The sequence below is a fragment of the Blastococcus sp. TF02-8 genome, from assembly GCF_003319175.1.
In the GTDB taxonomy this organism is placed as follows: domain Bacteria; phylum Actinomycetota; class Actinomycetes; order Mycobacteriales; family Geodermatophilaceae; genus Blastococcus.
The window spans coordinates 334,508-349,882 of sequence record NZ_QOHK01000004.1 but is presented as its reverse complement, the minus strand read 5'-3'; the positions used below and the strand labels follow the sequence as shown (position 1 = coordinate 349,882).

15 protein-coding genes are annotated in these 15,375 nt (G+C 74.4%); 7 read left to right on the top strand and 8 right to left on the bottom strand.

Going from position 1 to position 15,375, the window contains the following annotated elements; genetic code table 11:
• The first annotated feature begins 15 nt into the window (after nt 1-15).
• Complete coding sequence (locus tag DQ237_RS10880) at nt 16-765, top strand: toll/interleukin-1 receptor domain-containing protein (RefSeq protein WP_113800000.1); 750 nt, start codon at nt 16-18, stop codon at nt 763-765.
• Between the two features lie 13 nt (nt 766-778).
• Here the strand turns inward: DQ237_RS10880 and DQ237_RS10875 are convergent, their stop codons facing one another.
• Nucleotides 779-1,987, bottom strand: a complete 1,209-nt coding sequence (locus DQ237_RS10875; RefSeq protein ID WP_113799998.1) for a cytochrome P450 — start codon at nt 1,985-1,987, stop codon at nt 779-781.
• Between the two features lie 57 nt (nt 1,988-2,044).
• On the opposite strand from DQ237_RS10875, the gene DQ237_RS10870 reads away from it, so the two are divergent.
• Nucleotides 2,045-2,977 carry a DUF5926 family protein gene (locus tag DQ237_RS10870; protein WP_113799997.1) on the top strand — a complete coding sequence of 311 codons (933 nt, stop codon included), beginning with the start codon at nt 2,045-2,047 and terminating at the stop codon, nt 2,975-2,977.
• 69 nt (nt 2,978-3,046) lie between these two features.
• On the opposite strand, the gene DQ237_RS10865 is transcribed toward DQ237_RS10870, so the two are convergent.
• Together DQ237_RS10865 and DQ237_RS10860 are read right to left on the bottom strand one after the other, a co-directional pair.
• Nucleotides 3,047-4,021, bottom strand: coding sequence for an excalibur calcium-binding domain-containing protein (locus DQ237_RS10865; protein WP_240619563.1), 975 nt, complete (start codon nt 4,019-4,021; stop codon nt 3,047-3,049).
• Nucleotides 4,022-4,170: 149 nt separating this feature from the next.
• Nucleotides 4,171-5,394, bottom strand: a complete 1,224-nt coding sequence (locus DQ237_RS10860) for an arginine deiminase (RefSeq protein WP_113799996.1) — start codon at nt 5,392-5,394, stop codon at nt 4,171-4,173.
• Between the two features lie 127 nt (nt 5,395-5,521).
• Here DQ237_RS10860 and DQ237_RS10855 point away from each other — a divergent pair, with 127 nt between their 5' ends.
• Nucleotides 5,522-6,289 (top strand): SDR family oxidoreductase, encoded by a 768-nt coding sequence (locus DQ237_RS10855; RefSeq protein WP_113799994.1) that lies wholly within the window; start codon nt 5,522-5,524, stop codon nt 6,287-6,289.
• 93 nt (nt 6,290-6,382) lie between these two features.
• Here the strand turns inward: DQ237_RS10855 and DQ237_RS10850 are convergent, their stop codons facing one another.
• The gene (locus DQ237_RS10850) at nt 6,383-8,044 is read right to left on the bottom strand and encodes an FAD-binding oxidoreductase (RefSeq protein ID WP_113799992.1); all 1,662 of its coding nucleotides are present in this window, start codon (nt 8,042-8,044) and stop codon (nt 6,383-6,385) included.
• 38 nt (nt 8,045-8,082) lie between these two features.
• Here DQ237_RS10850 and DQ237_RS10845 point away from each other — a divergent pair, with 38 nt between their 5' ends.
• Together DQ237_RS10845 and DQ237_RS10840 are read left to right on the top strand one after the other, a co-directional pair.
• Nucleotides 8,083-9,597 carry a glycerol-3-phosphate dehydrogenase/oxidase gene (locus DQ237_RS10845; protein ID WP_113799990.1) on the top strand — a complete coding sequence of 505 codons (1,515 nt, stop codon included), beginning with the start codon at nt 8,083-8,085 and terminating at the stop codon, nt 9,595-9,597.
• A 44-nt stretch (nt 9,598-9,641) separates the two neighbouring features.
• The gene (locus tag DQ237_RS10840) at nt 9,642-10,436 is read left to right on the top strand and encodes a class I SAM-dependent methyltransferase (protein WP_113799988.1); all 795 of its coding nucleotides are present in this window, start codon (nt 9,642-9,644) and stop codon (nt 10,434-10,436) included.
• Nucleotides 10,437-10,445: 9 nt separating this feature from the next.
• Here DQ237_RS10840 and DQ237_RS10835 read toward each other — a convergent pair whose 3' ends face one another.
• Nucleotides 10,446-11,195, bottom strand: coding sequence for a MerR family transcriptional regulator (locus tag DQ237_RS10835; protein ID WP_113799986.1), 750 nt, complete (start codon nt 11,193-11,195; stop codon nt 10,446-10,448).
• An 85-nt stretch (nt 11,196-11,280) separates the two neighbouring features.
• On the opposite strand from DQ237_RS10835, the gene DQ237_RS10830 reads away from it, so the two are divergent.
• Nucleotides 11,281-12,000, top strand: coding sequence for a class I SAM-dependent methyltransferase (locus DQ237_RS10830; protein WP_166509573.1), 720 nt, complete (start codon nt 11,281-11,283; stop codon nt 11,998-12,000).
• On the opposite strand, the gene DQ237_RS10825 is transcribed toward DQ237_RS10830, so the two are convergent.
• Nucleotides 11,987-12,454, bottom strand: coding sequence for a helix-turn-helix domain-containing protein (locus DQ237_RS10825; protein ID WP_113799982.1), 468 nt, complete (start codon nt 12,452-12,454; stop codon nt 11,987-11,989). The genes DQ237_RS10830 and DQ237_RS10825 overlap by 14 nt on opposite strands.
• Before the next feature lie 65 nt (nt 12,455-12,519).
• Between DQ237_RS10825 and DQ237_RS10820 the strand changes: the two genes are divergently transcribed.
• Nucleotides 12,520-13,050, top strand: a complete 531-nt coding sequence (locus DQ237_RS10820; protein WP_113799980.1) for a GNAT family N-acetyltransferase — start codon at nt 12,520-12,522, stop codon at nt 13,048-13,050.
• On the opposite strand, the gene DQ237_RS10815 is transcribed toward DQ237_RS10820, so the two are convergent.
• Nucleotides 13,043-13,636 carry a TMEM165/GDT1 family protein gene (locus DQ237_RS10815; RefSeq protein ID WP_113799978.1) on the bottom strand — a complete coding sequence of 198 codons (594 nt, stop codon included), beginning with the start codon at nt 13,634-13,636 and terminating at the stop codon, nt 13,043-13,045. The genes DQ237_RS10820 and DQ237_RS10815 overlap by 8 nt on opposite strands.
• 110 nt (nt 13,637-13,746) lie before the next feature.
• A complete protein-coding gene (locus tag DQ237_RS10810) occupies nt 13,747-15,195 on the bottom strand; it encodes a sensor domain-containing diguanylate cyclase (RefSeq protein WP_113799976.1) in 1,449 nt (482 codons plus the stop codon).
• Nucleotides 15,196-15,375: the final 180 nt, after the last annotated feature.

Here is a 15,375-nt window from a genome sequence, read left to right as displayed (position 1 = left end):
CCACAGGAGGCGCGAATGGTGCCCGTGATCGACGTCTTCATCAGCCATGCCTCTCCGGACAAGGAGCACTACGCCCGCCCGCTGCACGAAGCCCTGCGTCGGCGCATGGTGAGTGCGTGGATCGACGAGGCCCAGATCCAGCCCGGGGACAGCCTGGTGGAGAGCATCGGACGTGGGCTGGCGCAGGCGCGCTACGTCGTCCTCCTGCTCAGTGACGCCTTCCTCCAGAGGCAGTGGACGAGCAAGGAGCTCGGCGTGGCCCTGAACCGGCACATCGGGTCGTCCGACACGGTGGTGATCCCCGTGGCGATCGCCGACCGTGAGCGCGTCTTCGCGCGTTACCCTCTGCTCCAGGACCTGCTGTGCCCGTCCTGGGACGAGTCGGGGGCGGACGGCATAGCCGCCTCGATCTCGCGGCGACTGCGCCGCGAGCCCGATCGCTGGTGGACCCACACCTACAACGAGACCCACACCGGCGACGTCTGGGTGCGCATGCAGGGGTCTGAGACCCCCCGGGAGCCCGTCGAGGTGACCCTCATGTGGGGTCCGATCCGCTACACCGCGCTGTTCGACCTCGGCCCCGAGCCGTTGAGCCTCCGCACCCAGAAGCTGCACGCGGACGCCGAGCCCCTGTACGTGGTGGCCGACTCGCCGGTGGTCGTGACGTTCGGGGAGGGGCCGGCGCCCGACCCGGACGAACGGGTGCGTGCGATCGACGAAGGCTGGGTGCGCGTGTCGGGCGCCCCGGTGACACGGCTCCACTGAACCGGGGACACGGTCAGCGGGTGAGGACGACGGGCAGCGTCCGCAGGCCGCGGATCACGAACTCGGGCCGCCGTTCGGGCTCGCCCCCCAGCTCGATGGACGACGTCCGGTCGAGCAGCGCGCCGAAGGTCGCCTGCAGCTCGACCCGGGCCAGCGGCGCCCCGATGCAGAAGTGGATGCCGGCGCCGAAGGAGATGTGCGGGTTCTCGCTGCGCGTCACGTCGAGGGCGTCCGGGGCGGCGAAGACCGCGGGGTCGTGGTTGGCGGCCCCGAGCAGCGCGGCGATCTTCTGTCCCTCGGGGACGGTCACACCGCCGATCTCCACGTCGGCGGTGGCGGTGCGCTCGAACAGCTGCAGCGGCGGGTCGAACCGCATCAGCTCCTCGATCGCGCCCGGCAGCAGCGACCGGTCCTCGCGCAGGAGCTGCAGCTGCTCGGGATGGCGCAGCAGGGCGAGCGTGCCGTTGCCGCTCACGTTCACCGTCGCCTCGTGACCGGCGTTGAGCAGCAGGATGCAGGTGGTGACCAGCTCGTCCTCGGTGAGCCGGTCGCCGTCGGAGTCGCGCACCGACACCAGGTGGCTGAGCAGGTCCTCACCGGGGGTGGCCCGCCGCTGGGCGGCCAGCTCCCGGAGGAAGGCGACGAACTCCGCCGCAGCGCGCTCGGCGGCGTCCTCCCGCTCGCGCGGCCGGTCGTACTCGTACATCTTCACGATCGCGTTGGACCACGGGCGCAGCAGCGGACGGTCGGACTCCGGCACGCCCAGGAGCTCCGCGATCACCGCGACCGGCAGCTGCTCGGCCATGTCGGTGAGCAGGTCGACCGGCTCGCTGCCCGCGGAGCGCTCGACGAGCTGGTCGGCCAGGCGGCCCGCCAGCTCCTCGACCCAGGGGCGGAGCCGCTCCACGTGGCCGCGGGCGAAGGCGCTGGTGATCAGCCGGCGCAGCCGGGTGTGGTCCGGCGGCTCCATCTCCAGGATGGCGTTGCGGTGGATGAGGTTGAAGCTGTCGAAGCGCTCGGCCGGCTCCCTGTCCCGCCAGATGCGCCCCAGCCGGCGATCGCGCAGCACGGCGTTGGACTCCGCGTGCGTGAAGGCCAGCCACATCCCCAGCCCCTCGTGCCACCGGACCGGCGCCTCGGCACGCGCCCGCGCGAAGGCGGGATAGGGGTTCGCGACGAACTCCGGGGCGTGCAGGTCGAGCGGGTCGGGAGAGGTGGGCACGCTCCGACACTAGGACTGTGCTCCGGCCCACGGCAGGGCCCACATACGCTGGGACCCATGGCTTCCCGCAAGCGTTCGACCGCCCCCGCCGCCCCCGCTGCGGAGGGCATCAACCCCAAGGCGCCGTGCCCGTGCGGTTCGGGTCGCCGCTACAAGCACTGCCACGGCTCGGGCTACGCCCCGCCGGTCACCCGTCCGTTCGAGGGTCTGCCGGGCGAGGCCGACTGGGTGGCGCTGCGGGAGCTGGTCCCCGCCGCGACGGCGACCCTGACCACGACCGAGGGTCGTGAGGTCACCCTCGCCAGCGTGCTGCCCGGCGGTGCGCCCGGTCTCGTGCGGGCCAACGGGGAGATCCTCGTCGGCGCGCAGCTGGCGACGTCGTCGGACGACGTGAGCCGCGACCTCGGGACCGCCCTCGCCGCGGCGCTGGAGGCACCCAAGGGCGCGCCGGTCGACCCGGGCCCCATCGGTGGCGCCGGCTCCGCGGGCCCGCGCCTGCAGGAGATCCTGGATCTCTCCAAGCCGCTCGACGTCGTGGTCCACGACAGCTTCGACTTCTGGCTGGAGGGCACCGAGCCCGGCGCCGCGGCCCGGGCCGGGCTGAGCCAGGCCAACGAGGCGATCCTGCCCACCGTCCGGCTCGAGGGGCTGGAGGCCGCCTACTGGGTGCGGCCCGGCAACGAGCGTGCGCACCTGCGCTGGGTGCGGCCGGAGAAGGAGGAGCAGCTGCTCGACGCCCTCGCCCGGCTCTCCGCGGCCGAGGAGATCCTGCTCGGCGAGGGCACCCGCTACGCCGGCGCCTTCCGGGCCCACGGCCTCGTCGTCCCCGTGTGGGACCTGCCGGCCGACACCCCGGCCGCCGAGTGGATCGGGCCGGCGACGGAGTTCCAGGCCCGCCTGGAGAAGGCGCTGACGGTGACCACCCCGCTGGACGCCGACGAGCGGCGGGCGCGGGCCGGGCTGCTGTCCCGCCAGATCACCCTGCGCTGACCTCCGCACGCACGAAGGCCGCCCCCCACGTCGGTGGGGAGCGGCCTTCGTGCTGAGCGGACCGGCCCGTCAGCTCCGGCGGCGGCTGCCGGCCAGCACCGTGAGGGTGCCGAGCGCGACCAGGGCCGCGCCCCCCGCGACGAACGGGGCGGCGTCGAAACCGGTGTATGCCAGCTGCGGCGACGTTGTCGTCGTGTACGCCACCGGGGTCACGGTCTCCTGCTCGCAGCCGATGCCGTCACTGTCGCTGTCCAGGTGTGGGCCGTATCCGGGCTGGCCGGCGTACACCGGTGCTGCACCGCGGGCCCGTGCGTCGTCGCAATTGGCGTACGTGACGACGGTGGGCTGGGTGATCGGCTTGGTGGGCGGCGTCGTGGTCGGCGGCGGCTCCTCACCTCCGGGGATCTCGGAGCAGAGCAGCAGCTTCAGGAAGGCCGCGAGTGCGTCCGCAGGGTCCTCGAACTCGGGGAAGTCGGGGAAGGCGTCGGTGAACAGCGCGAGCAGCTCCTCCTGGGCGGCCTCCGGCAGCGCCAGGAAGTCCGACGGGCTGTCCATCGCGGTCAGGGTGGTCACCGGGATGTCGGGGAGGTCGGGGGGCGTGGTGAGCAGGTCCACGAGCCAGTCGACGAACTCCTCGCAGGTCGGGACGCACGGCGGTTCCGGGTCCTCGGGCACCGGGGTCAGCCCGCCCTGGGCGAGGATCGGACCGCCGTCACCCTCGGGCATGCAGCCCTCGCCGCCGCCCGGCGTCGTGGTCGGGCTCGCGGAGGTGGTGGTCGCGGTCGACGTCGACGGCGACGTCGATTCGCCCGGGAGCGTCCACGTCTCGAGCGTCTGGGAGCGGAGCTCCTCCGAGGACGTGGTCGTCGGAGCTGCAGGCGTGGTCGTCGGGGCGGGCGTCGTGCTCTCCGCCGGCTCCGTCGGGGTCAGCTCCGAGACGACGTCGTCCGTCCCCTCCCCGTCGGCGGAGGCGGTGCCCGCCCAGAGCAACAGCATGGACAGGACCACGAGCAGGGCGAGCGGTAGTCGCAGGAGCTTGGACACGGACGTCCCCCATGGGATGGGCTGCAGGGCGCGTGCAGTGCATCACTGCACGTCGGGGCCGCGAAGCCTTCTTTCGCTGCGGAACCGATCGGTCCCGTGCGCCGTGACCGACTGTGACGGATCGGTCCGCCCGGGGTAGCTCGATCCGGTCAGAGCGCTGCTCGGGAGACCGGGCAGGACATGCAGCGGGGGCCGCCGCGACCGCTGCCCAGCTCCGAGCCGGCGATGCGCACGACCTCGATCCCGGCGGCCTCGAGCGCGGCGTTGGTGACCGTGTTGCGCTCGTAGGCCACGGTCAGTCGCGGGGCGAGCGCCAGGGTGTTGTTGCCGTCGTCCCACTGCTCCCGCTCGGCGGTCACCGGGTCCAGCCCGGTGTCGATCACCCGGAGCTTGTCGATGCCCATCGCGATGGCGGCGGCCTGCAGGAAGGGTTCCGGCCCCGTGACGGCGAGGTCGGCGTCGTCCGCGATCGGGGAGCCATGGGTGGCGCGGACGGTCCAGGCGACCAGCGAGTCGGCCACCGCCGGGTACATGACCATCGCGTCGGCGTCGACCATCGTGGCGATCGTGTCCAGGTGCATGGTGGCCCGCTCCTGCGCGATGGGGACGACGAGCACCGTGTGCGCCAGGCCGCGGGCGAAGAGCCGCCGCGCCAGCCGCTCCGCACCACCGGGCGTCGTCCGCTCACCGACGCCGACGGCGACCACCCCCTCGGCCAGCAGGAGTACGTCGCCGCCCTCCAGGTGCTCCAGCTCCGCGCCGTAGAGCTGCTGGGCGTCGGCGAACCGCGGGTGGTGCGTGTAGATCGCCGCGGTGATCGTGCTCTCCCGGTGGCGAGCGGGCATGGCCAGCGAGGTCACCGCCACCTCGTCCCCGATCCACACCGACGAGTCCCGGGTGAACAGGAGGTTCGGCAGCGGGGGGACGACGAAGTCCGACCGGTCCATGAGCTGGTAGGCCAGGCCGTGGCCGCGGAGCTCGTCGTGCGCCAGCCCGGCGATGAGCGCCGAGGCGAGGTCGTCGGGGGCCAGCGAGGCGAGGTGGTCGGTGGCGTCGCGTTGCAGCGTGGCGCCCAGGCGGGGGTCGTCGACGGCGGCGCCGATCAGCTCCGTGCGCGCCGCGGGCAGGGCGAGGACCTCGGCCAGCAGCGTCGCCACGTGCAGCACCTCGACCCCCCGGTCGGTCAGGGCCTGGGCGAACGCGTCGTGCTCCTCCTGCGCGCGAGCCACCCACGGGACGCCGTCGAAGAGCAGCTGGTCGTTGTTCCGCGGGGTCAGCCGGCGCAGCTCCGGGCCGGGTCGGTGCAGGAGCACGGTGCGCAGCCGACCGACCTCGCTGGTGGCTCCGGGAGCGGGCGGCGCGGGCTGGATCATGCTCGAAGGCTGGCACAGGTTCCTGGGGCGGCGCCCGGCACGGAGTGGCGGAGGCGCCTCGTTAGGGTGCCCGAGGCGCCGATGGGGCGACCGCGCGCATCCCGCAGCAGACACCCGGAGGTACCTCGTGGACCTGTTCGACCTCACCGGCAAGGTGGCCGTCGTCACCGGGGGCACCCGGGGCATCGGCCTGATGATGGCCCGCGGTCTGCTGCAGGCGGGGGCGAAGGTCTACATCAGCTCGCGCAAGGCCGAGGCCGGGGAGGCCGCCGTCGCCGAGCTGCAGCAGTTCGGCACCGTCGTGTCGATCCCCGCCGACCTCTCCACCGAGGCCGAGTGCCTGCGGCTCGCCGAGGAGGTCGGCGGTCGCGAGGAGCAGGTGCACATCCTGGTCAACAACGCCGGCGCCACCTGGGGCGAGCCGCTGGAGACCTTCCCCGAGTCGGCCTGGGACAAGCTGCTCGACCTCAACCTGAAGTCGCCGTTCTTCCTGACCCGCGCACTGCTGCCCAGGCTGCAGGCCGCGGCGACCGCCGAGGACCCGGCGCGCGTGGTGAACGTGGGCAGCATCGACGGCCTGCACGTCAACCCGATGCCCACGTACTCGTACGCGGCGAGCAAGGCGGGGCTGCACCAGCTCACCCGCGTGCTGGCCAAGGAACTGGGGCCGCGACACATCACGGTCAACGCCGTCGCGCCCGGCCCGTTCGAGTCCAAGATGATGGCGGCCACCCTCGACGCGTTCGGGGACGAGATCGCGGCGAAGTCCCCGCTGGGCCGGATCGGCCGCCCGGACGACATGGCCGGCGTCGTCGTCTACCTGTCCTCGCGGGCGGGCTCCTACGTGACCGGCGCCGTCATCCCCGTCGACGGCGGGATCGCCACCACCTCCTGACCGCCTCCTCCCTCACGGTTCCGGGTCCTCCCTCGCGGTCGACCGTGAGGGAGGACCCGGAACGATCAGGTCACCTGATCATCACGGCAGCCGTCAGTCGGGGAGGAGGACGCCCGGGTTGCAGATGCCCTTCGGGTCCACCCGCTCCTTCACCGCCCGCAGCACCTCGACCCCCAGCGGCCCGATCTCGCGCTCCAGCCACGGCCGGTGGTCGGCGCCGACGGCGTGGTGGTGGGTGAGCGTGCCGCCGGCGGCCAGCAGCGCATCGGTCGCGGCCCGCTTCGCCGTCAGCCACTGCTGGATCGGCAGCGCGTCGTCCCGGTCGGCGAGCACGGTCAGGTAGAGCGAGGCGCCGGTCGCGTACCCGTGCGACACGTGGCTCATCACCAGTGGCTCGCGCCCGCCGCGGGTGAGCGACTCGCGCAGCGCCGTGCGGGCCGCGTCGTAGACGGTGGGCAGTGCCGACCAGGTGGCCGCCGTCTCCAGCGTCTCGACCAGCAGGCCGCCGTCCATCAGCCGGTCCCGCGTGTAGGGGGCGCCGAAGCGGTGGGCACGCCACGACTCGGCGACCCGGCGGCCCAGCCGCACCGCACCGCCGTCGCGGAGCAGGGAGGCGGCGGCGCGCTTCCGGGCGTGCACGAGGTCGGGCAGCCCCTCCCAGCCGAGCACCAGGAGGCACCCCTCGCCGTGTCCCCGCGCGCGCAGCATGCCGCGCAGCGCCTTCGCGCCCGTGCCGCCGGCCATCAGCAGGTTGGCGCGCGTCTCGTCGGAGTCGGAGAGCCGGACGACATCGGGCAGCAGGTCGTGCCGGGCCAGGTTCTGCAGCGCCGCCAGACCGGCCGGCCAGGTGCGGAACGACCACCCCTCGTAGGCGGCGACGGCGGGCTTCGGCCGCACCCGGAGCCTCAGCTCGGTGATCACGCCGAGCGTGCCCTCCGAGCCCAGCGCCAGCCCGAGCAGGTCGGGTCCGGCGGCCGTGGCCGGCGGGTGGCCCAGCTCCAGCACGCCGGACGGCGTGGCGAGGGTGAGCCCGGCGACCAGCTCGTCGAAGCGGCCGACGCCGGTGGACGCCTGGCCGGCGGACCGGGTCGCCGCGTAGCCGCCGAGGGTGGCGAACTCCCAGCTCTGCGGCAGGTGCCCGAACGTCAGCCCCTCGCGGCCGAGTGCCTCCTCGAGAGCCGGTCCGCGCATGCCGGGGCCGACCGTCACCAGGGAGGACGGGACGTCGAGCGCCTGCACCGAGGCCATCCGCCCCAGGTCCACGACGATCGTCGGCCGGTCGTCGGGGTCGACGCCGGCGAGCCCGCCCACGACGCTTGTCCCGCCCCCGAAGGGGACGACGACGATGCCCCGCTCGCTGCACAGCGTCAGCAGCGCTGCGGTCTCCTCGGTGGTCCCGGGGAGGACGACGGCGCAGGGCGCGTCGGAGGCGTCGCCCCCACGACGGCGGAGCAGGTCGAGGTAGCTCTTGCCCCCGGCGCGCCGCAGCCGGGACTCCCGGTCGGTCCGCACGTTCTCCGGCCCCAGCAGGTCGACCAGGGCATCGCGGTCCTCCTCCGGCAACCGCGAGGGCGCCAGCCGGATCTCCTCCACCGGGACCGGGGGTGTGGCGCGCGGTGTCCAGCCCACCTCACGCTCGAGGTGCCGGCGGGCGGCCTTGGTCAGCACGCCGTCGAGGCCGTCGCCGGCCTGCTCGGCGGTTCCGGTGGAGGGCGGGCCCCACCCCTGGATCGTCAGTTCCGGCTGCTCGGACACGGCTACAGTCTGCCGGTGCCGTCCGGGGAGGGAGCCAGGTGATCACGTCCCTGTCGCCCGCCCGGCGCGCCCGGGATGTCGCGGGGCTCGCCGGCGCGACGGTCGACGTCGTCGTGGTCGGCGGCGGGGTGACCGGTGCCGGGGTCGCGCTCGACGCCGCCTCGCGCGGCCTGTCGGTCGCGCTGCTGGAACGGGACGACCTGGCGGCCGGCACGAGCCGGTGGTCGTCGAAGCTGGTGCACGGCGGGCTGCGCTACCTCGCGCACGGGGAGATCGGGCTGGCCCGCGAGAGCGCTCGCGAACGGGCCGTCCTGATGGGGGCCACCGCGCCGCACCTGGTGCGCCCACTGCCCTTCCTCGTCCCGGACGCCGCCGGCCGGGACGTGTCGGCGCTGGCCGGCCTCGGTGGCCGGCTGGGCGACGCGGTGCGGTTCTCCGTCGCCGGCGGCCGCGGTTCGCTGCCCTCGACCCGCCGGGTCCGGGCCGACGACGTCGCCCGGCTGACGCCGGGCGTGCGCCCGGGAGCCGGTGGCGTCGTGTTCTGGGACGGGCAGCTGACCGACGACGCCCGGCTCGTCGTCGCGCTGGCGCGCACGGCCGCGGCGTACGGGGCGCGGGTGGTCACCGGTGCCGACGTCGTCGCGGTGGACGGCGCCGAGGTGCACGCGCGGGTCGACGGCGTGGACCTGCGGATCCGGGCCGGTGTGGTGGTCAACGCGGCTGGCGTCTGGTCGCAGCGGCTGGCGCCGCAGGTCCGGCTGGTGCCCTCGCGCGGCTCGCACCTCGTCGTCCGTGCCGACCGGCTGGGGTCACCGTCGGCGGCGCTGACGGTGCCGTTGCCGGGGTCGCGCTCGCGCTACGTCTTCGCCCTGCCCCAGCCCGGTGGCCTGGTCTACCTGGGCATCACCGACGAGCCGGTCGACGGGCCGGTGCCCGACGGCGACCCACAGCCCTCCGATGCCGAGGTGCAGCAGCTGCTGGACACCGTGAACCAGGTGCTCGCCGAGCCGCTCACCCGCGGCGACCTCGTCGGGTCCTACGCCGGGTACCGGCCGCTCGTGCTCCCGGAGGCGGCCGGCACCGGCCCCGGGGACGCCACCGCCGACCTCTCCCGCAAGCACCTGCTCCGCTGGGACGGACCGGTTCTCACCGTGGTCGGCGGGAAGCTCACCACCTACCGCGCGATGGCGGAGGAGACCGTGGACGCCGTCGTCGCGCGGCTGGGCAGGGGGGTGGCGCGGACGACGACCGCCCGGCTGCCGCTGGTCGGGGCCGCTCCACGGGTCGCGCTGGCACGCGTCGCCGCACCGGAGCGGCTGGTGAGCCGCTACGGCACCGAGGCGCCGCTGGTCGAGGCGCTCGGGCCGGCTCGGGTGGTCGCCGGGCGCCCGGAGACGGTGGGGGAGCTGCGCTTCGCCGTCCGGTACGAGGGGGCGCGGACGGTGGCCGACCTGCTGGACCGGCGGACCCGGATCGGCCTGGTGCCCGCCGACCGCGAGCGGGCGGTGGAGGTCGCCGCGCGGGTGCTGGCCGAGGACGTTCTCATTCCCTGAGAAAGTCGTTCCACACTGCGGGACGCACGCCGCAGGATCTCCCCGTGGACACCTACACGCACGGCCATGCCGAGCCGGTCCTGCAGTCCCACCGCTGGCGGACGGCGGAGAACTCCGCCGGCTACCTGCTCCCCTCGCTACGCCCGGGGCTCGACCTCCTCGATGTCGGCTGCGGCCCGGGCACCATCACCGTCGACCTGGCTTCGCGGGTGGCCCCGGGCCGGGTGCTCGGCGTGGACCTCTCGGCCGATCCGCTGAGGGAGGCGCGCGCCGGGGCCGCCCGGGCCGGGGTCGGCGTGGAGTTCCGTGTGGGCGACGTCTACGCCCTCGACCTGCCCGACGACTCGTTCGACGTCGTGCACGCCCACCAGGTGCTCCAGCACCTGACCGACCCGGTCGCGGCGCTGCGCGAGATGACCCGGGTGTGCCGGCCGGGCGGGGTGCTCGCCGTGCGCGACGTCGACTACGCCGCCACCACCTGGTTCCCCACCGACGACGGGCTGGACCGCTGGCTCGCGCTCTACGGGCGGGTGGCCCGTGCCAACGACGCCGAGCCCGACGCCGGGCGGCGGCTGCTGTCGTGGGCGCACGCCGCGGGGTTGCGAGAGGTGACCGCGTCGACGTCCGCCTGGTGCTTCGCCACCGGCGACGAGCGGGCGTGGTGGGGGAACTCCTGGGCCGGCCGTGCGACGGCGTCGTCCTTCGCGGAGCAGGCGGTCGCCTACGGCCTGGCGACGGCGGCGGACCTGGAGCAGATCGCCGACGCGTGGCGGCGCTGGCGGGACGCCGACGACGGCTGGCTCGGCATGCTGCACGGCGAACTGCTGATCCGCGTCTGAGCCACCGGTTCAGGCCTGGCGCACCGCGTTGGCCTGGACCGCCGTGCTCACGTACTGCGCCAGCCCCGGGGTGATTTCCTCGTAGTGCGCGGTGAACCGCTCGTCCTCGACGTACATCCGGCCCAGCCCGTCGTGCATCTCCGGCGAGCACTCGTAGAACCAGCGGGTGATGTGCTGCCGGTGCGCCTCGGCGACGTCCATCGCCTGTTCGGAGTCGGCGGGGACCCCGGAGCGCAGCGCCTCGGCGAACCGGCGCTCCACCTCGGCACCCTCGTCCCTGATCCGCAGCCAGTCCTCCTTGGCGTACATCCTCGTGCGGCGGCGGGACTCCGCGTACGCATCGGTCTCGCCCCAGCGCTCCTGCGTCTCCGCCTCGTACTGCGCGGGGTCGTGCTCCCCGAACACCTCGAACCGCTCCTCCGGGGTCAGTGAGATCCCCATGGCGTGCGCCTCCATCTCCTTCTCGACGGCCGCGACCATCGCCTGCGTGCGTTCCAGCCGGTCCCGCAGCAGCCGGTGCTGGCGGCGCAGGTGCTCGGCGGGATCGGCGCCCTCGGACAGCAGCGCCGCGACCTCCTCGAGGGGGAACCCGAGCTCCCGGTAGAGCAGCACCGCGTGCAACCGGTCCAGGTCGGCCGGCGAGTACTGCCGGTAGCCGGCCGCCGTGCGCCCGGACGGCGACAGCAGGCCGATCCGGTCGTAGTGGTGCAGCGTGCGCACCGTGACACCGGCCAGTGCGGCGACCTCACCCACGTTCATCGGGTTCCTCCTCCCATGACGACGACGAGCGTGCGGCCTGACGTCGCGTCAGGGTCAAGCGGCTTCTCCGCCTAGGGTCGTCCTGGTGAGCGAGGGACCGAGCGGCTGGGGTGCGCCGTTGTACGAGGCGGTGCTGGACGCGACGGCCGTCGGCGCCGGCACGCGCCTGCTCGACCTCGGCTGCGGCGTCGGTCTGCTCGCCCGTGCCGCGGCCGAGCGGGGAGCCAGGGTGACCGGGGTCGACCTCGACGCCGACGCCGTGGCGCAGGCCGCCCAGCGGGTACCCGAGGGGATCTTCCTCGCCCGCCACGCCCAGGATCCGCCGGCCGGCCCGTTCGACGTCGTCGCCGCGGTCCAGCTGCTCATGCACGTCGCCGACCCGGTGGCGGTGCTCCGGCGGGCCGGTCGGGTGGGCGAGATCGTGGCCGCCACGGTCTGGGGCCGGGACTCCGAGTGCGACCTGCGCGTGCTGCAGCAGGCGCTGGCGCCCTCGCGTCCGGTCCGGCCGGCGGCGGTGAGCGAACCGGCGCGGCTGGTGGCGATGGCCGAGCGGGCCGGGCTGCACGTCGAGTCCCTCGCCGAGGTGGTCGTCCCCGTCGACTACGCGGACGCCGACGCCCTGCTGGAGCCGCTGCTGGCGACGCCGGTGGCGCGCACGGCCGCCCGCCGGACCGATCGCGGGGAGCTGCGGGAGGGCGTCCTGGAGGCGGTCGAGCCCTTCCGTGCCGCCGACGGCGGCTACCGGCTCGAGAACGTCTTCCGGGTGCTGGTCGCCCGATCGTCGGCGGGTGTCAGCCCGCGCTGAGCGCGGCGCCCTGCGGGATCGCGCGCACCTGGCGTGCCGAGCCCACCTCGTGCCCCTCGTCGCAGCGCAGCCCCAGGTGCACCGCTGAGCCGCAGTCCCGGTGCTCCAGGGCGACCGGGGGGACGTCGCCGGTCGCGAGGTACTTGTCGCCCCACTCCATGAGCGCGATGAGCACCGGGAAGAGGTCGAGGCCCTTGGTGGTCAGCCGGTACTCGTGCCGCTGGCGCGCGCCCTCGGCCTGGTACGGCTCGCGGCGCAGGATGCCGTGCTCGACCAGGGTGGCGAGCCGGTCGGTGAGCACCGCCTTCGGCGCGCCGGTGAACCGCTGGATGTCGGCGAACCGGCGCACGCCGTGGAACGCCTCGCGGAGCACGAGCAGGCTCCACTTCTCCCCGACCACACCGAGCGTGCCCGCCACCGAGCACTGTGACCGGTCCCAGGACGCCTCGCTCATGGAGGCAGTCTAGACCGGTCTGGGTTCACTTGACGAACCTCGAGGGAGAGCTCTAGGTTCGGTTGATGAACTCAGGGGTGGTGATCCCGGTGTCGGTGCGGGCGGTGCGGCCGGAGGACGAGGTGCGCTTCCGACGGATGTGGCCCCGGTTGTCGGCCGAGACGGTGTACCGGCGGTTCCACGCCGCGGTGCGCCGGCTCCCCGACGACCTGCTCCGGTTCCTCGTCGTCGTCGACCACGATCTCCGCGAGGCCGTCGTCGCCGTCGTCGGGGACGAGGTGGTGGGAGTCGCCCGGTACGACCGCCCGCCGCTGGACCCGTCCGTGGCGGAGGTCGCCGTCGTGGTGGAGGACGGCTGGCAGGGTGCCGGGATCGGGCGCCAGCTGCTCGACGCGCTCACGGCCCTCGCAGCCGAGCGGGGCGTCACCACGCTCACCGCGAGGGTCCAGCCGGACAACGACGCGGCACTCTGGCTGGCACGGCGCCTGCTGCCCGGCGCGATCGTCACCTCCGACGGCGACGTCCTGCTGCTGGAGGCGACCCTGGTGCCGGCCGTCACCGCGGGGACCGGCCCGCTCGAGGGCGCGGTCAGGTGAGTGCGCGGACGGTCTCCACGACGGCGACGACGGCGAACACGAGGAACAGCCCGGCGGCCACCCGGCGGATCAGCGGGATGGGCAACCGGTCGGCGAGCTTCTTGCCCAGGAAGACCGCGAGGCCGGAGACCACCAGCAGCGCCGCCCAGGCCCCGATGAAGACCGACAGCGGCGCGTCGTAGCGCGCGGCCAGCCCGGCGGTGGCCAGCTGGGAGAGATCGCCCCACTCCGCGGCGAACAGCACGCCGAAGGAGATGGCCGCGACCCGCAGGAACGACGTGCCCTCGCGGTCGGGCGCGTCCTCGGCGTCCTCGGGGCCGTCCTCGGCGCTGCGCCAGAGCAGGACCGCGCCGACGACGAACAGCAGCGCCACCACCCCGCTGACCAGCGCCTCGGGCAGCAGGGAGAGCAGCGATCCGGCGGTGACGGCGATGACGACCTGCAGGCCGAACGCGGCGCCGACACCCACGAACACCGGCCAGTGCGGGTAGCGGGTGGCCAGCACGAGGCTGGCGAACAGCGTCTTGTCGGGCAGCTCCACCGGGAGCACCAGGACGAACGCGGCCAGGACGACCGACCAGATCACGACGAACTCTCCTCCGCACGGCACTGCCGGGCGGGGCTCGGGCAGGCGACTCTCTCCGCCGACCACGGTAGCGGGTGCCCCGGGGACGACCGGGGACAGGAGGCGCGCGGTCAGCCGCGCCGGGAGGCCTTCACCCGGTACATGGCGGCATCGGAGGTGGCCAGCGCCGTGTCGGCGGTGTCCCCTGCCTGGCACAGGGCCACGCCGATGCTGATGCCGACCGCGTGCTCGTCGCCGCCGGCCCGCCGCAGCGGCTGGTCGAAGGCGGCGGTGATGCGGTCGGCGATGATCTGCGCGGCCTGCTCGCTGCCCACCTCCGGGCACAGGACGACGAACTCGTCGCCGCCGATGCGGGCCACGGTGTCGCCGGGGCGGACGGCGGTGGCGAGCCGGCGCGCGGCCTCCACGAGCACCTCGTCGCCGGCGGCGTGACCCGCGGTGTCGTTGACCGGCTTGAAGCCGTCCAGGTCGCAGTAGAGAACGGCCATGGGTCGCTGGGCGCGCTCGGCGGCGGCCAGGCTCTGCCCCAGCCGGTCCAGCAGCAGGTTGCGGTTGGGCAGGCCGGTGAGCGGGTCGTGCAGGGCCGCCTCGCGCAGCGCCGCCTCCAACGCCCGCTGCTCGGTGACGTCGGTCAGGGTCACCACGGTGCCCAGCATGCCGCCCTCGGCGTCGAGCACCTGCACGCCCGAGCCGCAGACGCGGCGCAGCGGCCGGCCGGGGACGGCGATGCCCATCTCCGCCTCGTCCACGCGCCCCTCGGTGTAGACCCGGCTGAACGGGACGTCCTCGTAGGCGAGCGGGGTGCCGTGGATGTCGGTGAGACCGAACGTGCCCGGGATGTCCTCGACCGCCACCGAGGGGTCGGCATCCAGTCCGTGCCAGTCCCGCGCGGTGGCGTTGAACAGGGTGACCCGTCCCTCGGCGTCCCCGCCGATGACCCCGACCGGCAGCACCTCGAGCAGGGAGCGGGTGAACGCCGTCGACCGGGCCAGCTCGCTGTGGGCGCGGGAGATCTCCGCCCGGGCGAGCTGGCTCGCGGCGGCGAGGTCGGCCAGCTGGCGGGCCTGCTGCTCGGCGCGGACGAGGGAGGTGACAGCCACGGCCACGTCGGCCAGCCGCGCCCGGTCGTCGTCGGTGAAGGCGTGGGGCGCGTGGTCGAAGACGCACAACGCGGCGACGGTGACGTCGTCGACCACGATCGGCACGCAGCCGAACGCCCGGATGCCGCCACGTCGGCCGTCGACCCAGGGGCTCCCGGCGAACCGCGGCTCGGTCCCCAGGTCGTCGCAGGTCTGCACACCCGGACCGCGCTCCAGCAGCACGCCGACGATCGAGCCCCGGCGCGGCCAGGAGGCACCGCGGAAGCCGTGCGCGGCAAGCACCCGCATGACGGCGGTGTCCATCGTGATCACGGAGGACCGGGTCATGCCGGTGACCGCTGCCGCGACGCGGACCAGGCCCTGCAGAGCGGGGTCGGAGTCCAGCGTCGACAGGTCACCCCCGGGACGGGGCACGTCCGGACGGCCGAGCACCGCAGCGGGCTCCGCCGTGCTGGTCATCCTGGTGTCCTTCCGTCACGGCCGGGGGGGGGTCCGATCCGTTCAGTTCCGCAACGGCGCGAACGAGCACCCTATTGAGTCCTCGCGGCGCACTTCCCCCGCATGGGTAACTCCGCAGGCCGCCCCGGCGGTTCCCCCGGCCTGCAGGGGCTTTCGATGCGGCCGACGGCGCTACCGTTA

Bases quoted from the DNA above. Each gene is read 5' to 3' on its own strand.
- DQ237_RS10880 (WP_113800000.1), top strand. From the start codon at position 16: ATGGTGCCCGTGATCGACGTCTTCATCAGCCATGCCTCTCCGGACAAG.
- DQ237_RS10870 (WP_113799997.1), top strand. From the start codon at position 2,045: ATGGCTTCCCGCAAGCGTTCGACCGCCCCCGCCGCCCCCGCTGCGGAG.
- DQ237_RS10860 (WP_113799996.1), bottom strand. From the start codon at position 5,394: ATGATCCAGCCCGCGCCGCCCGCTCCCGGAGCCACCAGCGAGGTCGGT.
- DQ237_RS10835 (WP_113799986.1), bottom strand. From the start codon at position 11,195: ATGAACGTGGGTGAGGTCGCCGCACTGGCCGGTGTCACGGTGCGCACG.
- DQ237_RS10825 (WP_113799982.1), bottom strand. From the start codon at position 12,454: ATGAGCGAGGCGTCCTGGGACCGGTCACAGTGCTCGGTGGCGGGCACG.
- DQ237_RS10820 (WP_113799980.1), top strand. From the start codon at position 12,520: ATGAACTCAGGGGTGGTGATCCCGGTGTCGGTGCGGGCGGTGCGGCCG.
- DQ237_RS10810 (WP_113799976.1), bottom strand. From the start codon at position 15,195: ATGACCAGCACGGCGGAGCCCGCTGCGGTGCTCGGCCGTCCGGACGTG.